General features: G+C 54.3%; 19 protein-coding genes. 7 read left to right on the top strand and 12 right to left on the bottom strand.

All coding sequences use genetic code 11. The annotated features are described in order from the left end of the window. Positions 1-26 precede the first annotated feature (26 nt). The 8 genes from rseP to rpsB all read right to left on the bottom strand — a co-directional run bounded on the left by rseP (position 27) and on the right by rpsB (position 7,794). A complete protein-coding gene (gene rseP / locus KGP22_RS03915) occupies positions 27-1,379 on the bottom strand; it encodes a sigma E protease regulator RseP (protein WP_111963994.1) in 1,353 nt (450 codons plus the stop codon). 11 nt (positions 1,380-1,390) lie between these two features. Continuing rightward, positions 1,391-2,248 carry a phosphatidate cytidylyltransferase gene (gene cdsA / locus KGP22_RS03910; protein WP_023310457.1) on the bottom strand — a complete coding sequence of 286 codons (858 nt, stop codon included), beginning with the start codon at positions 2,246-2,248 and terminating at the stop codon, positions 1,391-1,393. Positions 2,249-2,260: 12 nt separating this feature from the next. Next, on the bottom strand, positions 2,261-3,019 hold the full coding sequence (gene ispU, locus KGP22_RS03905) for a (2E,6E)-farnesyl-diphosphate-specific ditrans,polycis-undecaprenyl-diphosphate synthase (protein ID WP_024907522.1): 759 nt from the start codon (positions 3,017-3,019) through the stop codon (positions 2,261-2,263). A gap of 186 nt (positions 3,020-3,205) precedes the next feature. Then, on the bottom strand, positions 3,206-4,405 hold the full coding sequence (gene ispC, locus KGP22_RS03900) for a 1-deoxy-D-xylulose-5-phosphate reductoisomerase (protein WP_223581279.1): 1,200 nt from the start codon (positions 4,403-4,405) through the stop codon (positions 3,206-3,208). A 93-nt stretch (positions 4,406-4,498) separates the two neighbouring features. Beyond that, entirely contained in the window at positions 4,499-5,056 is a 558-nt protein-coding gene (frr, locus tag KGP22_RS03895; RefSeq protein ID WP_008501909.1) for a ribosome recycling factor, read from the bottom strand. Between the two features lie 167 nt (positions 5,057-5,223). Then, positions 5,224-5,949: a UMP kinase gene (gene pyrH / locus KGP22_RS03890; RefSeq protein WP_008501910.1), complete on the bottom strand. Its 726-nt coding sequence runs from the start codon at positions 5,947-5,949 to the stop codon at positions 5,224-5,226. 150 nt (positions 5,950-6,099) lie between these two features. Continuing rightward, the gene (tsf, locus tag KGP22_RS03885; RefSeq protein WP_014882627.1) at positions 6,100-6,951 is read right to left on the bottom strand and encodes a translation elongation factor Ts; all 852 of its coding nucleotides are present in this window, start codon (positions 6,949-6,951) and stop codon (positions 6,100-6,102) included. Between the two features lie 117 nt (positions 6,952-7,068). Next, on the bottom strand, positions 7,069-7,794 hold the full coding sequence (gene rpsB, locus KGP22_RS03880; RefSeq protein WP_003856207.1) for a 30S ribosomal protein S2: 726 nt from the start codon (positions 7,792-7,794) through the stop codon (positions 7,069-7,071). A 321-nt stretch (positions 7,795-8,115) separates the two neighbouring features. Here rpsB and map point away from each other — a divergent pair, with 321 nt between their 5' ends. The 4 genes from map to KGP22_RS03860 all read left to right on the top strand — a co-directional run bounded on the left by map (position 8,116) and on the right by KGP22_RS03860 (position 13,004). Further along, positions 8,116-8,910: a type I methionyl aminopeptidase gene (gene map, locus KGP22_RS03875; protein ID WP_023310454.1), complete on the top strand. Its 795-nt coding sequence runs from the start codon at positions 8,116-8,118 to the stop codon at positions 8,908-8,910. A gap of 63 nt (positions 8,911-8,973) precedes the next feature. After that, positions 8,974-11,649 (top strand): bifunctional uridylyltransferase/uridylyl-removing protein GlnD, encoded by a 2,676-nt coding sequence (glnD, locus tag KGP22_RS03870; protein WP_149367691.1) that lies wholly within the window; start codon positions 8,974-8,976, stop codon positions 11,647-11,649. Between the two features lie 32 nt (positions 11,650-11,681). Then, a complete protein-coding gene (dapD, locus tag KGP22_RS03865) occupies positions 11,682-12,506 on the top strand; it encodes a 2,3,4,5-tetrahydropyridine-2,6-dicarboxylate N-succinyltransferase (RefSeq protein ID WP_008501915.1) in 825 nt (274 codons plus the stop codon). A gap of 111 nt (positions 12,507-12,617) precedes the next feature. Next, positions 12,618-13,004, top strand: coding sequence for a DUF3461 family protein (locus KGP22_RS03860; protein WP_014168696.1), 387 nt, complete (start codon positions 12,618-12,620; stop codon positions 13,002-13,004). Between the two features lie 92 nt (positions 13,005-13,096). Here KGP22_RS03860 and cdaR read toward each other — a convergent pair whose 3' ends face one another. The 3 genes from cdaR to dgt all read right to left on the bottom strand — a co-directional run bounded on the left by cdaR (position 13,097) and on the right by dgt (position 17,483). Further along, the gene (gene cdaR, locus KGP22_RS03855; protein WP_045327810.1) at positions 13,097-14,254 is read right to left on the bottom strand and encodes a DNA-binding transcriptional regulator CdaR; all 1,158 of its coding nucleotides are present in this window, start codon (positions 14,252-14,254) and stop codon (positions 13,097-13,099) included. A gap of 146 nt (positions 14,255-14,400) precedes the next feature. Beyond that, positions 14,401-15,837, bottom strand: coding sequence for a serine endoprotease DegP (gene degP / locus KGP22_RS03850; RefSeq protein ID WP_111963996.1), 1,437 nt, complete (start codon positions 15,835-15,837; stop codon positions 14,401-14,403). A 131-nt stretch (positions 15,838-15,968) separates the two neighbouring features. After that, the gene (gene dgt / locus KGP22_RS03845) at positions 15,969-17,483 is read right to left on the bottom strand and encodes a dGTPase (protein ID WP_111963997.1); all 1,515 of its coding nucleotides are present in this window, start codon (positions 17,481-17,483) and stop codon (positions 15,969-15,971) included. A gap of 82 nt (positions 17,484-17,565) precedes the next feature. Between dgt and mtnN the strand changes: the two genes are divergently transcribed. Genes mtnN through KGP22_RS03830 form a run of 3 tightly spaced genes read left to right on the top strand, consistent with a single transcriptional unit; the run spans position 17,566 to position 19,708 of the window. Beyond that, positions 17,566-18,264, top strand: a complete 699-nt coding sequence (gene mtnN / locus KGP22_RS03840; RefSeq protein ID WP_111963998.1) for a 5'-methylthioadenosine/S-adenosylhomocysteine nucleosidase — start codon at positions 17,566-17,568, stop codon at positions 18,262-18,264. Further along, entirely contained in the window at positions 18,257-19,057 is an 801-nt protein-coding gene (gene btuF, locus KGP22_RS03835; protein WP_111963999.1) for a vitamin B12 ABC transporter substrate-binding protein BtuF, read from the top strand. Before mtnN ends, btuF begins: the two co-directional genes overlap by 8 nt. Positions 19,058-19,084: 27 nt before the next feature. Next, positions 19,085-19,708, top strand: coding sequence for a TRIC cation channel family protein (locus tag KGP22_RS03830; RefSeq protein WP_111964000.1), 624 nt, complete (start codon positions 19,085-19,087; stop codon positions 19,706-19,708). A 92-nt stretch (positions 19,709-19,800) separates the two neighbouring features. Here KGP22_RS03830 and erpA read toward each other — a convergent pair whose 3' ends face one another. Next, complete coding sequence (erpA, locus tag KGP22_RS03825) at positions 19,801-20,145, bottom strand: iron-sulfur cluster insertion protein ErpA (RefSeq protein ID WP_008501923.1); 345 nt, start codon at positions 20,143-20,145, stop codon at positions 19,801-19,803. Positions 20,146-20,165 lie beyond the last annotated feature (20 nt).

The following is a 20,165-nucleotide window of genomic DNA, read 5'->3' as shown; positions in this document are numbered from 1 at the left end:
TATTATGCGTTCTTCCTAACACTCTCTTACAACCGAGAGAAATCATTGAAAAGTGCAAGCCCCATTAACAGCACCAGCAGAATCGAGCCAATGCGATAACTAAAGTCTTGAACTCGCTCGGATACCGGTCCGCCTTTTAGCTTTTCAATCGCTAAAAACAGCAGATGACCCCCGTCTAAAACGGGAAGCGGGAACAGGTTGATTATCCCAAGGTTCACGCTAATGAGCGCGAGGAACATGAGATAGTAAATCACCCCGAACTCCGCTGACATCCCAGCCCCCTGAGCAATCGAAATTGGCCCACTGAGGTTGTTCAGTTTCACATCACCGGTTATCAATTTCCCCAACATGTTGACCGTCAGCTTCATCAGTTGCCATGTTTTATCCGTGGCTTCAAGGATGGCGCTGAACGGCCCATACTGGCGTATTGTCTTGTACTCATCTGGCAGCGGGATCACTTTTGGCACAACGCCTGCAAACCCTTCTGCCTTTTTGCCGACCGACTTCGTATCCGGAATCAGCGTCAGCGAAAGCGGACTACCCTGCCTTTCAACTTCCAGCGCGAGAGACGTTCCCGGATTATCGCGCACCAGAGTAACAAAGGTCATCCACTCTGTTAATGGTTGACCATCGACTTTAACGATCCTGTCGCCCGCTTGCAAACCCGCTTTGCTCGCTGCCGAATTTGCCTGTACTTCGGCTAATACCGGCTCGATCTGCGGGCCGCGCGGACGAATGCCCAGCGCAGCGACGGGATCCTCTTTGTCTGGCTCGAAACGCCAGTGGCGTAAATCAAGTACTTTGTCCTGACGCGTATCAGAACCAAACGGCGATACGCTGATGGTGGTCTGCGGATCGCCAATTTTGGCTACCAGCTGCAGTCGCACGGCATCCCAATCAGGGGTTTCGATGCCATCAATCGCTTTAAGTTCCATCCCGGATGTAATTTGCGCACTCGCCGCAATGGAGTTGGGGGCAATTTCACCCACCACAGGACGTACGCCAGGAACGCCGATGATAAACACCAGCCAGTACGCAAAAATCGCAAAGATAAAGTTGGCTACCGGTCCGGCAGCAATGATGGCAGCGCGTTGTCCAACGGTTTTATTGTTGAATGCGCTGTGTCGCAGCTCGGGAGCGACAGGCTCGACGCGTTCGTCGAGCATTTTGACGTAGCCGCCCAGCGGAATAAGGGCGATGACAAACTCTGTGCCATGACGGTCTGTGCGCGTCCAGAGTGATTTACCAAAACCGATGGAAAACCGCTCTACGCGCACGCCACAGCGGCGAGCAACCCAGAAATGGCCAAATTCATGCACGGTAATCAGTACACCCAGTGCAACAATGAACGCCGCCAGATTCCAGAGAATGCTCAGCATAAAACCTTCCGTTAAATCGTCCCGAATACCAGTAAAAGCAAACACGCAAACACTGGAACAGCCGCTGTCAGGCTATCAATGCGATCCAGTATACCGCCATGCCCTGGAATCAGGTGTCCGCTATCCTTAATCCCTGCTTCGCGCTTAAACATACTTTCGGTCAAATCACCGAGCACGGAGGCAAGGGCAGCAAAAATCGAGCACACCAGCAGTATTGACGGTGCCACTTCAAGATTCGCCCAGACGCCGTAGCCCCAAGAGATGATCGCTGCCGTAAACAGGCCGCCGATGAATCCTTGCCAGGTTTTGCCCGGAGAAACCTTCGGTGCCAGCTTATGTTTACCAAACAGTTTACCAAACATATAGGCCCCGGAGTCAGCACCCCAGACCAGAATCATTACATAAAGCAGCCAGATCGCACCGCTATAGTGGTTTTCGTCGTAGTGCCAGGCTCGCAGCGCAACCATACCCCAGAAAAAAGGAATAATTGTGAGCAAACCAAAAATCAGTCGCAGCACTTTTGAATTACGCCATAATGCCGCAGAACCTGGATAAAAAAGAACCAGCAACAGCGCGGCAACCCACCAGGCCAACGATATCCACAAGGAACCGGCAACCAGTGGCTGATGAATATCATGGTGATATTCAGGCAACGTAAACAGCATTATGGCCAGGATAAAACCACAAAGTACCGCAAGCCATACTCGCTGAGTGCGCGAGGTAAAGCCGCTAAACTGTCCCCATTCCCACGCAGCGAGCATACACACCACCAGCGTGACAATAGCGAATCCCACCGGGGGCAGTAAAAACAGCGCCGCAATGACAATGGGTATTAATACAAAAGCGGAAATCAGGCGATACTTCAGCAAAAGCTACCCCCATCAGGCTTTGTCGCCACCAGGCTCGGTGCCGCCGAAACGACGCTCTCGATTGGCAAAGGCATGCAGCGCACCTTCAAAGTCTTGTTCATCAAAATCGGGCCAAAGAACATCCGTAAAGTAAAGTTCGGCATAGGCAATTTGCCATATCAAAAAGTTACTTATGCGATGTTCCCCCCCTGTCCTAATTACCAAATCCACGGGAGCCTGTTCATTCATGCAGATTTGCTTGCTCAGCGCCTCTTCATCAATTTGGTCGGGTCTCAACAGCCCTTCCTGAACCTGTTCGGCTAGATGCCGAACGCCCTGGATAATATCCCAGCGTCCGCCGTAATTCGCCGCAATATTCAGCGTAAGACCGGTATTATTTTCCGTCAGCGCTTCTGCTTTACGAATCCGTTCCTGCAAACGTGAGTTAAAACGACTGGTATCGCCAATGATACGCAGGCGGACGTTGTGGCGGTGCAGGCTTTTTACTTCGCTGTCTAGCGCCCACACAAACAATTCCATCAACGCAGTCACTTCCTGCAGAGGCCGATTCCAGTTTTCACTGCTAAAAGCATAGAGCGTTAACGCATCAATGCCGTTGTTGGCGGCAAAAGAAACGGCGCGGCGAACGGATTTCGCCCCCGCTTTATGCCCAAAGGCTCGTATCTTCCCTTGTCTTTTCGCCCAGCGGCCATTGCCATCCATAATGATTGCTACATGACGGCAGCCATGAGCTGGCAAATTTTCGCTTATTGGTTGATTCGCAGACAACATAACGCGTTTTTTGTCCCTGAAAAGGATTTAACGGTACTCAGGAATACTGAAGCCTATACATAAAAAAGCCGTGTCAAACCACGGCTCACCTGACCACATTAAGTCAAATACCTGCGATCAGGTGGCGCAGACTATATCACTGAAGCCCAACGCTAACAAATAGCACGACGACTAGTGCTTGCTTTATCACCAGCTTGCGAGACGTGTCACCTGTTGGCGCGCAATATTACGCGCAGCTGCATCCACCGCCAGCACCTCTTCCACGCTTTGTGGTTCGCGCAAATCCATCATCTCCAGTACCGATAAATTTAACGACGCGATATCGGTAAAACGAATTTGCTGATTCAGAAATGCCTCAACGGTAATTTCATTGGCTGCATTAAGTGCCGTTGTCGCCGCCTGCCCCTGGTCAAAGGCAGTCATCGCAAGCTTCAGACAAGGATAGCGATCGTAATCTGGTTCACTGAACGTCAGGGAACTTAGCTTGCAGAAATCAAGCGGCTTCACGCCGGATTTCACTCGATTTGGCCACGCCATTGAATGGGCAATCGGCGTACGCATGTCCGGCTCGCCCAGCTGCGCCAGCACGCTGCCATCCTGATAACGCACCATCGAATGAATGACCGATTGTGGGTGAATCAGTACTTCCATCTGTTTCGCTGACGCATTAAACAACCAGCGCGCTTCAATGTATTCCAGACCTTTGTTCATCATGGTGGCAGAGTCAACGGAGATTTTACGCCCCATCGACCAGTTCGGATGACGGCACGCCTGATCCGGCGTCATGGCGCGCAGTTCAGACAGTGGCGTTTCACGGAACGGGCCACCAGACCCGGTAAGCAGAATCGACACGACGCCATTCTGCTCCAGGTCAGCGTACCCCAGGTTCTGTTGAAAAGGTTGCGGTAAACTCTGAAAAATCGCGTTGTGCTCGCTGTCGACCGGTAGAAGACGCGCGCCGCGCTGCTTCACCGCGTCCATAAACAGGCGTCCGCAGGTGACTAGCGACTCTTTATTGGCCAGCAGAACGTCCTTACCGGCATCAATCGCGGCAAGCGTCGGCAATAATCCTGCCGCCCCGACAATGGCCGCCATCACCTGATCCACCTCATCCAGCGCCGCCATCTCGCAGGCCGCCTGTTGGCCACTCAGCACCTCGGTTCGGCTGCCCTGTGCAATCAGCCGTGCTCTGAGCAGACGCGCGCTCTCTTCGTCATCCATCACCGCATAGCGGGGCGTAAACTCCAGGCACTGCTCAACCATTCGCTGCACATTCTTACCGGCCACCAGCGCTGTCACGGTGTAAAGTTCAGGATTATGGCGAACAACGTCGAGAGTGCTGCAACCGATGGAACCAGTTGAGCCGAGGAGTGTTAAATGCTTCATGGGATGCCCGAAAAGTTAGACCAGATAAAAGCAAAACGCCGCCAGCAAGACCCGAAGTCCCTCTGAACGGCGTTTATCAGTGTACGACAGAAATCAGAACTGCATCAGTTCCGCTTCTTTATCTGCCAGCGCCGCATCAATTTTCTTGATGGCAGCGTCGGTCATTTTCTGAATGTCGTCCTGAGAACGACGATCGTCATCTTCACTGATCTCTTTTTCTTTCAGCAGCGCTTTTACTTTATCGTTCGCGTCGCGACGGACGTTACGCACGGATACACGCCCCTGCTCAGCTTCGCCACGAACCACTTTGATCAGATCTTTACGACGCTCTTCGGTCAGCGGTGGCAGTGGAACGCGGATGTCAGCACCCGCAGAGCTTGGGTTCAGACCAAGGTCAGACGCCATGATCGCTTTCTCAACCGCCGGGCCCATAGAACGATCGAACACGTTGATTTTCAGCGTACGGGTATCTTCTACCGTTACGCTCGCCAGCTGACGCAGAGGAGTTGGCGTACCGTAGTACTCAACAATGATGCCATCCAGCAGGCTTGGAGAAGCACGGCCAGTACGGATTTTGCTGATTTGGGTTTTGAACGCTTCTACGCATTTTTCCATGCGTACTTCAGCATCTTTTCTGATGTCGTTAATCACGTTACGAATCCTTGAAAACTTGTCTCAGGCAGACTATCCGCCAGCACAGCGCTACAGGTGTGCTAAGTATAGTCGCGTTTAATTCATGACAACGCCAAAGGCGTGCCCGGGTAAGATACCACTACAAAATAAAGCGGAATCTTACCTGTATTTATCGTCGACGGAAATTATTCCGTGATCAAAGTGCCTTCTTTTTCGCCCATGACCACGCGACGCAGTGCGCCTGGTTTGTTCATGTTGAAGACACGGATCGGCAGTTTGTGGTCGCGAGCCAGCGTGAAGGCGGCAAGATCCATCACTTTCAGCTCTTTATCCAGCACTTCGCTGTAGCTCAGCTGATCGTACATGGTGGCAGAAGGATCTTTTGCCGGGTCGGCAGTAAACACGCCGTCAACTTTGGTCGCTTTCAGTACCACATCGGCTTCGATCTCGATACCGCGCAGGCAGGCAGCGGAATCGGTCGTAAAGAACGGGTTACCCGTACCGGCGGAGAGGATCACCACGCGGTTGTTGCGCAGCAGGCTGATGGCTTCTGCCCAGCTGTAATTATCGCATACGCCATTCAGTGGAATAGCGGACATCAGGCGGGCGTTCACATAGGCGCGATGGAGCGCATCACGCATCGCCAGGCCATTCATCACGGTTGCCAGCATACCCATGTGGTCGCCCACAACGCGGTTCATCCCCGCTTTCGCCAGACCAGCACCACGGAAAAGGTTGCCACCGCCAATGACCACGCCAACCTGGATACCCAGTTCGACCAGTTCTTTGATTTCCTGTGCCATGCGATCAAGGATGCTTGCGTCAATACCGAAGCCTTCCGATCCCTGCAGCGCTTCGCCACTCAGCTTAAGCAGAATGCGTTTGTACACGGGTTTTGCATTGGTAGCCATGTTTCTTTCCTGAGACTGTCAACGATTAAGATGGGGGTTAATTCTGGCGACATGATATGCCGCAAATCAGTACAGCGATACTGGAGCCTGTCTGATTTCCTGTGACGGGTGACAAAAAGAAGCCGCCCTCAGGCGGCTCCTTTTCAATCATTAAGACTGCTTGGACATTGCAGCAACTTCTGCTGCGAAGTCAGTCTCAACTTTCTCGATGCCTTCGCCCACTTCGAAGCGGATGAAGCCAGTTACGTCAGCGTTGTGCTCTTTCAGCAGCTGAGCAACAGACTTGCTTGGGTCCATTACGAATGGCTGGCCAGTCAGAGAAACTTCGCCGGTGAATTTCTTCATGCGGCCTTCAACCATTTTCTCTGCGATTTCTTTTGGTTTACCAGACTGCATCGCGATGTCCAGCTGAACCTGGTACTCTTTCTCAACCACTTCAGCAGACACGTCTTCTGGCTTAACGAATTCTGGCTTGCTTGCAGCGATGTGCATTGCCAGCTGTTTAACCAGCTCTTCGTCAGCGCCTTTAGCCGCAACCAGAACACCGATACGTGCACCGTGCTGGTAAGAGCCCAGAACGTCACCTTCCAGAGAAGATACGCGACGGATGTTGATGTTCTCACCGATTTTAGCAACCAGCGCAACACGTTCTTCTTCGAACTGTGCTTTCAGAACTTCAACGTCAGTGATTTTACCAGCAACAGCTGCGTCCAGAACTTTGTTAGCAAATGCCTGGAAACCGCCATCTTTAGCAACGAAGTCAGTCTGGCAGTTAACTTCCAGAATGATGCCGTAGTTGCCGTCGATCTTAGTGATGATCACGCCGTCAGCAGCAACGTTGCCTGCTTTTTTAGCTGCTTTGATCGCACCGGATTTACGCATGTTTTCGATTGCCAGCTCGATGTCGCCGTTCGCTTCAGTCAGCGCTTTTTTGCAATCCATCATGCCTGCGCCAGTACGCTCGCGCAGCTCTTTTACCAGGGATGCGGTAATTTCAGCCATTCTTAAATCCTCGGGAGATGTGAACTGCCCGGCCGGGGGCCAAACAGTGTAAATTGAAAAAAGGGGCCGGTAATGGGCCCCTATTCATACACGGTACTAATAAGGGGTAAAACCTTATTATTCAGCTTCTACGAAGCTTTCTTCCGCCTGAGAAGCCAGATCCTGGGAACGGCCTTCACGAACGGTAGCAGCTACAGCGCTCAGGTACAGGCTAACAGCACGGATTGCGTCGTCGTTACCCGGGATAACGAAGTCAACACCGTCCGGATCGGAGTTGGTATCAACGATAGCGAATACCGGGATACCCAGGTTGTTAGCTTCTTTGATAGCGATGTGCTCGTGGTCTGCATCGATTACGAACAGCGCGTCTGGCAGGCCGCCCATATCTTTGATACCGCCCAGGCTGTTTTCCAGCTTGTCCAGTTCACGAGTGCGCATCAGCGCTTCTTTCTTAGTCAGCTTGTCGAAAGTACCGTCCTGAGACTGGGTTTCCAGATCTTTCAGGCGCTTGATGGACTGACGAACAGTTTTCCAGTTGGTCAGCATGCCGCCCAACCAGCGATGGTTCACGAAGAACTGGTCGCAGCTGTTAGCAGCATCTTTCACAGCTTCGCTTGCAGCGCGCTTAGTACCAACGAACAGAATCTTACCTTTACGGGAAGAGATCTTGTTCAGCTCAGCCAGGGCTTCGTTGAACATTGGTACAGTTTTCTCAAGGTTGATGATGTGAACTTTGTTACGTGCGCCGAAGATGAAAGGCTTCATTTTCGGGTTCCAGTAACGGGTCTGGTGACCAAAGTGAACACCAGCCTTGAGCATGTCGCGCATGGAAACAGTTGCCATGTTTAAAACCTCTATATTGAAAGTTGGGGTTATGCCTCCACGTATCCCATATTACCGACCCCAAAGGGCACCCCGGAATATGTGCCGATACGTGTGTGTTGTTACACAAAGTGAGATTTGTCGCTTCCGTCCAGCCTGTGTATCTGAGATGGATCGGAAGTCCGGCGCGCTTTATACCACAAAACACGACCAGAAACCAACAGTTGTTGGCGGAGTGTGCTGTTAATGATTCTCAATTTGGCACGGAGCGTGCCTGACTGATACCATTGACGACACTTAGACTAGTATTGTCGAAAAAATCGACACCGATGGACAGATTACATGGCTATCTCTATTAAGACACCTGAAGAAATTGAAAAGATGCGCGTCGCCGGTCGTCTGGCCGCGGAAGTGCTGGAAATGATCGAGCCGTTCGTGAAGCCGGGCGTCAGCACCGGTGAACTGGACCGTATCTGTAACGACTATATCGTGAACGAGCAGCACGCGGTTTCCGCCTGCCTCGGCTACCACGGTTTCCCGAAATCCGTCTGCATCTCTATTAATGAAGTGGTGTGTCACGGTATTCCGGACGATGAAAAACTGCTGAAAGACGGCGACATCGTTAACATCGACGTGACCGTCATTAAAGACGAGTACCACGGTGACACCTCAAAAATGTTCATCGTTGGCAAGCCGACTATTCTTGGCGAGCGTCTGTGCAAAGTGACGCAAGAGAGCCTCTATCTGGCGCTGAAAATGGTTAAACCGGGTATTCGCCTGCGTACCATCGGTGCGGCAATCCAGAAGTTTGTGGAAGCAGAAGGTTTCTCCGTGGTTCGCGAGTACTGCGGTCACGGCATTGGTCGCGTCTTCCATGAAGAGCCGCAGGTTCTGCACTATGATGCAGACGACGGCGGCGTGGTGCTGCAAAAAGGCATGACCTTTACCATTGAGCCGATGGTCAACGCGGGTGATTACCGCATCCGTACCATGAAAGACGGCTGGACGGTGAAAACCAAAGACAGAAGCTTGTCTGCACAGTACGAGCATACTATTGTGGTAACAGACAACGGCTGCGAAATTATGACGTTGCGCAAGGATGACACCATCCCGGCGATACTGACGCACGACGAATGATAAAAAAGCCGGCAAATGCCGGCTTTTTTAATGGCTATAGCTTTTTCTTATGGGTGGCGCACGATGAGTAATCTTTTACCCGAACAGTATGCTAACACAGCACTTCCCACCCTCCCCGACCAGCCCGATAACCCGGGCGTCTGGCCGTCGCACGAGCTGACCTGCGCGCATATTAAAGCCCATATGGATGTTTTCCATCGCTGGCTGGGCAGCGCGTTCGACGCAGGCGTGTCGGCCGAGCAGCTCATTGAAGCGCGCACCGAATTTATCGACCAGCTGCTGCAGCGCCTGTGGATCGATTACGGGTTTGGGCAAATCAGTGATGTTGCGCTGGTTGCCGTCGGGGGCTATGGCCGCGGTGAGCTGCATCCGCTTTCCGATATCGATCTGCTGATCTTAAGCCGCAAAAAGCTGCCGGACGAACAGGCGCAAAAAATTGGCGAACTGCTGACGCTGCTCTGGGACGTGAAGCTGGAAGTGGGCCACAGCGTGCGCACCCTGGAAGAGTGTCTGCTGGAAGGGTTATCGGACCTGACCGTCGCCACCAACCTGATTGAAACCCGCCTGCTGATTGGTGATGTCGCCCTGTTCCTGGAGCTGCAAAAACACATCTTCAGCGACGGCTTCTGGCCGTCAGAAAAGTTCTTCGCCGCGAAGGTCGAGGAGCAAAACCAGCGCCACCAGCGCTATCACGGCACCAGCTATAATCTTGAACCGGATATAAAAAGCAGCCCCGGCGGCCTGCGCGACATCCACACTTTACAGTGGGTCGCCCGCCGCCATTTTGGCGCCACCTCGATGGATGAGATGGTCGGCTTCGGCTTCTTAACCGAGGCCGAGCGTAACGAGCTAAACGAGTGTCTGCACCTGCTCTGGCGCATCCGCTTTGCCCTGCATCTGGAAGTTACGCGCTACGATAACCGTCTGCTGTTTGACCGCCAGCTCAGCGTGGCTCAGCGCCTGAATTACCAGGGCGAAGGTAACGAGCCGGTTGAGCACATGATGAAGGATTTCTTCCGCGTCACCCGTCGGGTGACCGAGCTAAACCAGATGCTGTTGCAGCTGTTCGACGAGGCCATTTTGGCCCTGACGGCCGACGAAAAGCCGCGCCCGATTGATGACGAATTCCAGCTGCGCGGCACGCTTATCGATCTGCGCGACGAAACGCTGTTCATTCGCGAGCCGGAAGCGATTCTGCGGATGTTCTATACCATGGTGCGCAACAGCACCATCACAGGCATCTACTCTACCACCCTGCGCCATCTGCGCCATGCGCGTCGTCATCTGACGCAGCCGCTGTGCTTTATCCCGGAAGCGCGTTCGCTGTTCCTGAGCATGCTCCGCCACCCGGGTGCCGTCAGTCGTGGGCTGCTGCCGATGCACCGTCACAGCGTGCTGTGGGCCTATATGCCGCAGTGGTCGCACATCGTCGGGCAGATGCAGTTCGATCTGTTCCACGCCTACACGGTGGATGAACACACGATCCGCGTGATGCTCAAGCTGGAGAGCTTTGCGAAAGAAGAGACGCGCTCCCGCCACCCGCTGTGCGTGGAGCTGTGGCCGCGCCTGACCCATCCGGAACTGATCCTGATTGCCGCCCTGTTCCACGATATCGCCAAAGGTCGCGGCGGTGACCATTCGGTGCTGGGCGCGCAGGACGTACTGAAATTTGCCGAACTGCACGGCCTGAACTCGCGTGAAACGCAGCTGGTGGCCTGGCTGGTTCGCCATCACCTGCTGATGTCGGTCACCGCCCAGCGTCGGGACATTCAGGACCCAGAAGTCATTAAGCAGTTCGCCGAAGAGGTTCAGACTGAAAACCGTCTGCGCTATCTGGTCTGCCTGACGGTGGCCGATATCTGCGCCACCAACGAGACCCTGTGGAACAGCTGGAAGCAGAGCCTGCTGCGCGAGCTGTACTTCGCCACAGAAAAACAGCTGCGCCGCGGGATGCAAAACACCCCGGATATGCGCGAACGCGTACGCCATCATCAGCTGCAGGCGCTGGCGCTGCTGCGGATGGATAACATTGATGAAGAGGCGCTGCATCAGATTTGGGCCCGCTGTCGCGCCAACTATTTTGTCCGCCACAGCCCAAACCAGCTGGCGTGGCACGCGCGGCATCTGCTAAAGCACGATCTGTCCCAGCCGATGATCCTGCTGAGCCCGCAGGCCACCCGCGGCGGGACGGAGATTTTCATCTGGAGCCCGGACCGCCCTTATCTGTTTGCTGCGGTCTGCGCCGAGCTGGACAGGCGTAATCTGAGCGTTCACGACGCGCAGATCTTCACCACCCGCGACGGTATGGCGATGGACACCTTTATCGTGCTTGAGCCGGACGGCAGCCCGCTCTCGGCGGACAGGCATGAAGGGATACGTTTTGGTCTGGAGCAGGCGATTACCCAGCGCAGCTGGCAGCCTCCGCAGCCGCGTCGCCAGCCTGCGAAATTGCGCCACTTTACCGTCGATACCGAGGTCAATTTCCTGCCGACCCACACCGACCGAAAATCGTTCCTGGAGCTGATCGCGCTCGACCAGCCAGGGCTGCTTGCCCGCGTCGGCCAGGTTTTTGCCGATCTGGGAATTTCGCTTCATGGGGCCCGAATTACAACCATTGGCGAGCGAGTAGAAGATTTATTTATAATCGCCACCGCCGACCGGCGTGCCCTTAATAATGACCTGCAGCTTGAAGTGCAACAACGGTTGACAGCAGCCCTCAATCCAAACGATAAAGGGTGATATGTTTTTTAGTGAAATGGAAAGAGTAAACAATGCAGCAGTTACAGAACGTTATTGAGTCCGCTTTTGAGCGTCGCGCCGAGATTACCCCGGCAAATGTGGATACCGTGACCCGTGAAGCGGTAAACCAGGTGATTTCCCTTCTGGATTCCGGCGCGCTGCGCGTGGCAGAAAAAATCGACGGTCAGTGGGTCACTCATCAATGGCTGAAGAAAGCCGTGCTGCTCTCTTTCCGCATCAACGATAACCAGGTTATCGACGGAGCAGAAAGCCGCTACTTCGATAAAGTGCCAATGAAATTCGCTGACTACGACGAAGCGCGTTTCCAGAAAGAAGGTTTCCGCGTGGTACCGCCTGCGGCTGTGCGTCAGGGCGCCTTCATCGCACGCAATACCGTGCTGATGCCATCCTACGTGAACATCGGTGCCTACGTTGACGAAGGCACGATGGTTGACACCTGGGCGACCGTCGGTTCCTGCGCGCAGATCGGTAAAAACGTTCACCTGTCCGGCGGCGTGGGCATCGGTGGTGTTCTGGAGCCACTGCAGGCTAACCCGACCATCATCGAAGACAACTGCTTCATCGGCGCGCGCTCTGAAGTGGTAGAAGGCGTGATCGTTGAAGAAGGCTCCGTGATCTCCATGGGCGTTTACATCGGTCAGAGCACCCGTATTTATGACCGTGAAACCGGCGAAGTTCACTACGGTCGCGTTCCGGCGGGCTCCGTAGTGGTTTCCGGTAACCTGCCGTCAAAAGATGGCAAATACAGCCTCTACTGTGCGGTTATCGTGAAGAAAGTGGATGCGAAAACGCGCGGTAAAGTGGGCATCAATGAATTGCTGCGCACCATCGATTAATCGGGTATAACAAAAAGCGGGGGCAACCCCGCTTTTTTTATATCTGAGGGTGGCGAAAATAGATTTTTTCGTTAATTATTCAAAGGTTATGTTGAGATCAAGGGTACCGCTATGTACGATAATCTGAAAAGTCTGGGCATTACCAATCCTGATGAAATTGATCGTTACAGCCTCCGCCAGGAAGCCAACAACGATATTTTGAAAATCTATTTTCACAAGGACAAAGGAGAGTTTTTCGCCAAAAGCGTGAAGTTTAAATACCCACGCCAGCGTAAAACCGTTGTTGCTGACGGCGTAGGTCAGGGATACAAAGAAGTACAGGAAATCAGCCCTAACCTGCGCTATGTGATCGATGAACTCGATCAGATCTGCCAGCGCGACCGCACCGAAGTCGATCTCAAGCGTAAGATCCTTGACGATCTGCGTCATCTTGAAAGCGTTGTGACTAACAAGATCAGCGAGATTGAAGCGGATCTTGAGAAATTAACCCGGAAATAAAAGCAAAACGGCAATCCTTGATTGCCGTTTTTAGTGTTTGCGCCCTCTCCCCGTGGGAGAGGGATGGGGTGAGGCCACCAGACCGCACTCAGTCATCTCTGCTCGTCCAGCTGCAGCGCCACATACAGCAGCAGCCTGTCGTCGAAATTCCCCAGGTCCAGCCCCGTCAGCTCCGAAATCCGGTTTAACCGATACTCCAGGGTATTGCGGTGAATAAACAGCGCCTTCGAGGTCGCCAGCGGCTGCACGTTATGGCGGAACCATGCCTGCAACGTCCGGCGCAGCAGGCCGTTGTTATCCATGGCTTTCAGACGCGCTAATGGCCGCGCCAGCTCATTGGCCTGCCAGCCCCCGCGCAGGCTGTCGAGCAGCACCGGCAGCATCAGATCCTGATAGAAATAACTGCGGCTCTCCGGCATCCGCTGCTTGCCCACCATCATGGTGGTTCGCGCGGTACGCCAGGAGCGGGCGATACTGCCCGGCCCGGTAAAGTAGTTGCCCAGCGCAACGCGAAAACGCAGCTGACCATTCTCCTTCATCCGGGAGATCAGCAGCTCCACGCGACGACGATGATCGTCCGCATCCCAGCGGCCAAACGCATTGAGCGCCGGTTTGAGCACCACCATTTCCGTCAGAGAAACGATCGCCACCAGGTTATCGCGTTCCGGCGTTGCCAGCGCATTTTGCAGCTGCTGCAGCTCGGCCATCGCGCTATCTACGCCCAGCTGGCCGCTATCGACCTCAATGACCGCCACCACGCGCGGCTGGTTCAGATCGATCCCCAGACGCTGGGCCCATTCACTCAGTGCAGGCGTATGCTCTTCCGCCTGAATAAGGTTCATCACCAGCTCTTCGCGCAGGCGGCTGTCCTGAGCGAGCAGGTGCATCAGGCGCGACTGCTCGAGCATCATCTCCGCCGTCATGCAGACCAGCTCACCGTATTTTCGCAGCGACTCGGGCTCGCCGGTGAGGCCGATGACCCCCACAATCTCACCTTCAAGGCGCAGCGGTAAATTGATGCCCTGACGGACGCCGTGCAGGTGTTTCGCTACCGCATCGTCGATATCCACTACCCGCCCCTGAGAAAGCACGAGCAGCGCACCTTCGTGCAATTCCCCAATACGCTCGCGATCGCCGCTGCCGATAATGCGCCCGCGAGCATCCATCACGTTGATATTGGTATCGATGATGCGCATGGTGCGCGCCACGATATCCTGCGCCATTTTGGTATCAAGATGCCAGCCAGCCATAGAACCCTCCCGTGAGCAGAGCTCAAGCATAGGGAAGTTCAGCGACGGCTGCATTGTGCGAATGCACAAAGAGAGAGGGAGAAGTATGGAGTTGTGGTTACAGTCACAGAAACGAGAAAGCCCCTGCGAACAGGGGCTTCAGAGGATTACTGCATCAGCAGATAAAGAGAGGTATCGCCACGCTGGATATTCAGCGCCAGCACGGAAGGCTTGCTGTCGAGAATTTTGCGCAGTTCAGCGATGTTTTTAACCGGCTGCTGGTTAGCGCCCATGATCACATCGCCTTTTTTCAGGCCGATACGGGCTGCCGGTGAATTCGCTTTCACGTTATTCACCACCACGCCTTTGTCTGCGCCTTTATTGCTCATCTCGGCACCTTCAATCCCGCTGAAGATGGTGCTGGAATCCACCTGATTCTGGCTGCTCTGCTGCAGCTCCAGGCTCACGTTAACCGGCTTACCGTCGCGCAGCAGGCCGAGGGTGATTTTACTGCCAACCGGCATGGAGCCCACTTCGGCACGCAGGGCGGCAAAGCTGCTGATCGGTTTACCGTTCAGGGAGGTGATCACATCCCCCGCTTTAATGCCCGCTTTCGCCGCGGAGGAGTTCGGCATCACCTGGCTGACGAATGCCCCGCGCTGGGCGTCAACTTTCATCGCCTTCGCCAGTTCGGAGTTCAGTTCCGTACCCAGGATACCCAGCTCGCCGCGTTTCACCTGGCCATACTGCACCATCTGCGCGGTCAGGTTTTTCACCATGTTACTTGGGATAGCAAAGCCAATCCCGATGTTGCCGCCGTCCGGTGCCAGGATAGCGGTGTTGATACCGATCAGCTCACCGTTGAGGTTCACCAGCGCACCGCCGGAGTTACCGCGGTTAATCGCCGCATCCGTCTGGATGAAGTTTTCATAGTTTTCGGCATTGAGGCCGCTACGGCCCAGTGCAGAGACGATACCGGATGTCACGGTTTCACCCAGACCAAACGGGTTACCGATCGCCACGGTGTAGTCACCCACGCGCAGCGCGTCGGAGTCGGCAATTTTAATCGCCGTCAGGTTTTTCGGATCCTGGATCTGGATCAGCGCGATGTCGGAGCGCGGGTCTTTACCCACCACTTTGGCATCGAACTTGCGGCCATCGCTCAGCTGAACCTTAATGCTGTTAGCGTTATCGACAACGTGGTTGTTGGTAACGACGTAACCTTTCGCCGCATCAATAATTACCCCCGAGCCAAGCGCCATGAACTTCTGCTGCTGGCCGCCGCCCTGGCTGTCATCCCCGGCACCTCCGCCCTGACAGAACGGAGAGCTCTGGAATGGCGAACCGTCCTGGCAGAACGGCGAGTTGTCGCCGAAGAACTGCTGGAAGTTACGCGGCATACGCGGCGTATTGACGGTCGTACTGCCCTCAACGTTAATACTCACCACCGATGGCATCACTTTTTCGAGCATCGGTGCCAGGCTTGGCATCTGCTGCGCGGTTGCTGCCGACGACGCGGTCTCGGCTGCAGTAGCAGTCAGAGGAGACAGCGCTAAACCTAAACTCAGAGCCAGTGCACTCATTGCTAATGTGGTTTTTTTCATGTTTCTCAATCTCGATTTACAGGTAACGCAAAATTGCTGTGTAACTCAGATTCGTTTTATACCGCTTAGTTCCGGCGATAAGTTTATGGAAAAGGTAAAAATTTATTGGCCGTCTTTACAAAACTCCGGGATTATTCCACCGCCATCAGCTTGCGGTATTCATCCCAGGCATACAAATCCGTCATTCCGCTGATATAGTCCTGGATAAGACGGCAGCGATAATAATATTCCATCACTGGCCATTCGGGAGAGTTGCGTTCCACCTTGCCAATCGCTTCGACATACGCCAGACGATGCCGGGTAGAGAGTTTTTGATAAAGCCGCGATTCGATGGGTATTCTGCGCACGCGCTCGTGTTCCACCAGCTCGCTGAATTCGTCGACCGAAAGCTGGAGCAATGGGGAATAAATTTCCAGCAACCCACTGATTACCCGATAGCCCTGCAGCTCTAGCTGCTCGACATCCGGATGGCTGAATACATGCCGCATCGCAACATGTTTATAAAGCTCAAGGAGCTGGCTGAAACTGCTGTCATCTTCCAGCAGCGCGTGGTTGAATTCCCCGCTGAAAATGAGCGGCAAATTATCAATAAAGCGCGACGCCGCGTATGGCACCAGTTTATTTAATGTATTGACCCGCAAATACATAAAGAACTGGTCTTCCGTACTGCGGCTTAATGTATTTGACCGCGATTTTTCCCAGGCATTTTCTACAACCTGCGCAAACAGCGAGCCTTTTTCGTGAGTACCCCAGGCCGCATAAAGATGCTGATAAAGCTCCTCGACGCTGAAAATTCTTTTCTCAACGGCATCTTCCAGATCGGCCACGCAATAGGAGATATCATCGGCGGCTTCCATAATCCAGGTCAATGGAAAACGACCGTTTGGCGTCAATGAAAGTTCTTTACGCAGCCGCTCAATATAGGCCTCTTCGGAAAGGTAATAGCCCGGTTTTTTCATTAGATAACTGTGGGACGCGGGAGGATCCCCCATCCACCACGCGGGGCGCGTATATTTTAGAATGCAGCCGACCTGTGCCCAGGTCAGGTTCATGCGCATCAGGGAGTGGACCAGACGGATCCCCTGCGCGTTGCCTTCAAAATGACAGAGATCCTGACGTACCTTGCGGCGCAGATCGTTCAGCCCCTCTTCGCCTTCACGCAGGCGTAAATCGCGTACGATGCAGCGATCGTCGCTCAGCGGCTGGCTCACCGCATCCGAAGGGTAAAGCCGTTGTTTAAACCAGTCATTGATTGCCGCCTCACCAAAGTGACCGAAAGGCGGGTTGCCGATGTCATGCATCAGGCAGGCCATCTCAACGATGCTCTCAAAAGGCCCCGTCAGCTCGTCCAGACCATAGGTTTCCAGTAAACGCTGCTCTTTAAGACGGCTCAAAACCTCCTTCGCAATGTAGCGCCCGACCTGCTGCACCTCCATGGAGTGGGTTAAACGCGTGCGCACCGCGGCGTTACGTTCCAGCGGAAAGACCTGGGTCTTTTGCTGCAGACGGCGGATGGCGGGCGAGTTAACGATCCGCCCGCGATCGCTTTCAAAGATACGCAGGATCTCATGTTCGCTCTTGTCGCCCTGCGGCGAACGGAAACGTCGGTGCCAGTTAATTTTGGTGCGAAAATCGATTGGTGACATGTGCTCCCCCGCATGAGAATGCGTTTCCCCTTAACCGCATGATAGACTATGCATCTTAACAAGGCACATCGCGAGTAAATCTATGAAAATCGGCATTATTGGTGCAATGGAAGAAGAAGTTACGCTCCTGCGTGACAAAATTGAGAACCGTCAGACCCTCTCTCTGGGTGGTTGTGAGATCTATACCGGTCAGCTAAACGGTGTTGACGTGGCTCTGCTGAAATCAGGCATCGGTAAAGTCGCTGCGGCGCTGGGTGCCACCCTGCTGCTTGAGCGCTGCAAGCCGGACGTAATCATTAATACCGGCTCTGCGGGCGGCCTGGCGCCGACGCTGAAGGTGGGTGATATCGTTGTTTCCGACGAAGCGCGCTATCACGATGCGGACGTCACCGCGTTCGGTTACGAGTACGGCCAGCTTCCTGGCTGCCCGGCAGGATTTAAGGCTGACGACAAACTGATTGCGGCGGCAGAGACCTGCATTACAGAGCTCAACCTCAACGCGGTACGCGGTCTGATTGTCAGCGGTGATGCGTTCATCAATGGTTCCGTGGGTCTGGCGAAAATCCGTCATAACTTCCCTCAGGCGGTAGCCGTTGAGATGGAAGCGACCGCGATTGCTCACGTTTGCCATAACTTCAGCGTACCGTTTGTGGTGGTTCGCGCCATCTCTGACGTGGCAGACCAGCAGTCCCACATCAGCTTCGACGAGTTCCTGACCGTTGCGGCAAAACAGTCCACCGTGATGGTGGAACGCCTGGTGCAGAATCTGGCACGTGGCTAAACATACCCTCAGGGCGCTTGCCGCCCTGCTTCTTTTCGCACCGCTGTGGCTCTATGCGCTACCGCGCGTAATTACCCTCTCTCCCGCGAATACGGAACTGGCATTTGCCGCCGGGATCACCCCCGTTGGCGTGAGCAGCTTTTCGGATTACCCACCGCAGGCCGCGGGTATTGAACAAGTAGCAACCTGGCAGGGGATGAACCTTGAGCGCATCGTGGCGCTTAAACCGGATCTCGTGCTGGCCTGGCGTGGCGGCAACGCCGAGCGGCAGGTCAACCAGCTCACTTCCCTCGGCATAAAAGTGATGTGGATAGATGCCGTCAGCATTGAGCAGGTCGCTCAGGCGCTCCGCGCCCTGGCACCCTATAGCCCTACGCCCAAAAAAGCAGAGGCCGCGGCAAAACAGATGCTGAGCGACTATGCGGCGCTGAAATCCCGATACGATACCCCTGTTAAAAAGCGCATCTTCCTTCAGTTTGGCAGCCAGCCGCTGTTTACCACCGGGAAAGGGTCGATTCAGAACCAGGTGCTGGAAGTCTGTGGCGGTGAAAACATCTTTGCAGCCAGCCGGGTGCCGTGGCCTCAGGTAAGCCGTGAGCAGGTTCTGGCGCGCCAGCCACAGGCCATCGTCGTGGTCGGAAATGCGAGCGAAATTCCCAAAATTGAGCAATTCTGGCAAAGACAGCTAAAAATACCGGTGATCCCCCTCAACAGCGACTGGTTTGAACGCGCCAGCCCGCGTATTATCCTCGCCGCAAAACAGCTCTGTGCCGCGCTGGCAGAGAGCCACTAACATAAGACCCTTTTCGAGGATTTAACGATGCTCGTTTATTGGCTGGATATTCTTGGCACAGCCGTTTTTGCTATCTCCGGCGTCCTGCTCGCCGGAAAACTACGCATGGATCCGTTTGGCGTGCTGGTGCTGGGCGTCGTGACCGCCGTCGGCGGCGGGACTATCCGCGATATGGCGCTGGCGAATGGGCCGGTGTTCTGGGTGAAAGATCCGACCGATCTGGTGGTCGCAATGGTCACCTGCCTGTTCACCATTGTGCTGGTTCGCCAGCCCCGCCGATTACCAAAATGGATATTGCCGGTACTGGATGCCGTCGGTCTGGCCGTGTTTGTCGGTATTGGCGTCAATAAGGCGTTTAATGCGGGCACCGGTCCGATGGTGGCAATCTGCATGGGCGTATTAACCGGCGTGGGCGGCGGCATCATTCGCGACATTCTGGCGCGTGAAGTGCCGATGATCCTGCGTACTGAAATTTACGCGACGGCCTGTATTGCGGGCGGCATTGTCCACGCGACCGCGTACTACACCTTTGCAATTCCGCTGGAAAACGCCGCAATGCTGGGGATGGTCGTGACGCTGGTGATACGTTTAGCGGCGATACGCTGGCACCTGAAGCTGCCGACGTTTGCGCTGGATGATAATGCAAGATAAAAGCAAAACGGTAACCGTCAGGTTACCGTTTTTAGTATTTCTCCCTCTCCCTGTGAGAGAGGGCCGGAGTGAGGGCATCAGCCCGCACTCTCTTAGATACTGAACGAAGATCCACACCCACAGGTGCTTGTCGCATTCGGGTTAGTGACCACAAAGCGCGAACCTTCCAGACCCTCGGTGTAATCCACCGAACCGCCCACCAGATATTGCAGGCTCATCGGGTCAACCACCAGCGCGACGCCCTGTTTCTCGATAGTCATATCGCCATCGTTAACCTGGTCGTCAAAGGTAAAACCATACTGGAAGCCGCTGCAGCCACCACCGGTAATATAAACACGCAGTTTCAGATCCGGATTGTCTTCGTCGGCAATCAGGGTTTTCACTTTATTGGCTGCTGCTTCGGTAAATTCCAGCGGCACAGCTACGTCATCACTCATCTTATGCTCCCATGAATACT

It is taken from the genome of Enterobacter sp. JBIWA005, from assembly GCF_019968805.1.
Lineage (GTDB): Bacteria > Pseudomonadota > Gammaproteobacteria > Enterobacterales > Enterobacteriaceae > Enterobacter > Enterobacter vonholyi.
This window is presented reverse-complemented; position numbering and strand designations above follow the sequence as displayed.

Bases quoted from the DNA above. Each gene is read 5' to 3' on its own strand.
- glnD (WP_149367691.1), top strand. From the start codon at position 8,974: ATGAGTAATCTTTTACCCGAACAGTATGCTAACACAGCACTTCCCACC.
- tsf (WP_014882627.1), bottom strand. From the start codon at position 6,951: ATGGCTGAAATTACCGCATCCCTGGTAAAAGAGCTGCGCGAGCGTACT.
- dapD (WP_008501915.1), top strand. From the start codon at position 11,682: ATGCAGCAGTTACAGAACGTTATTGAGTCCGCTTTTGAGCGTCGCGCC.
- mtnN (WP_111963998.1), top strand. From the start codon at position 17,566: ATGAAAATCGGCATTATTGGTGCAATGGAAGAAGAAGTTACGCTCCTG.
- pyrH (WP_008501910.1), bottom strand. From the start codon at position 5,949: ATGGCTACCAATGCAAAACCCGTGTACAAACGCATTCTGCTTAAGCTG.
- map (WP_023310454.1), top strand. From the start codon at position 8,116: ATGGCTATCTCTATTAAGACACCTGAAGAAATTGAAAAGATGCGCGTC.
- rseP (WP_111963994.1), bottom strand. From the start codon at position 1,379: ATGCTGAGCATTCTCTGGAATCTGGCGGCGTTCATTGTTGCACTGGGT.
- cdaR (WP_045327810.1), bottom strand. From the start codon at position 14,254: ATGGCTGGCTGGCATCTTGATACCAAAATGGCGCAGGATATCGTGGCG.
- erpA (WP_008501923.1), bottom strand. From the start codon at position 20,145: ATGAGTGATGACGTAGCTGTGCCGCTGGAATTTACCGAAGCAGCAGCC.
- degP (WP_111963996.1), bottom strand. From the start codon at position 15,837: ATGAAAAAAACCACATTAGCAATGAGTGCACTGGCTCTGAGTTTAGGT.
- ispU (WP_024907522.1), bottom strand. From the start codon at position 3,019: ATGTTGTCTGCGAATCAACCAATAAGCGAAAATTTGCCAGCTCATGGC.
- KGP22_RS03830 (WP_111964000.1), top strand. From the start codon at position 19,085: ATGCTCGTTTATTGGCTGGATATTCTTGGCACAGCCGTTTTTGCTATC.
- rpsB (WP_003856207.1), bottom strand. From the start codon at position 7,794: ATGGCAACTGTTTCCATGCGCGACATGCTCAAGGCTGGTGTTCACTTT.
- KGP22_RS03860 (WP_014168696.1), top strand. From the start codon at position 12,618: ATGTACGATAATCTGAAAAGTCTGGGCATTACCAATCCTGATGAAATT.
- dgt (WP_111963997.1), bottom strand. From the start codon at position 17,483: ATGTCACCAATCGATTTTCGCACCAAAATTAACTGGCACCGACGTTTC.
- ispC (WP_223581279.1), bottom strand. From the start codon at position 4,405: ATGAAGCATTTAACACTCCTCGGCTCAACTGGTTCCATCGGTTGCAGC.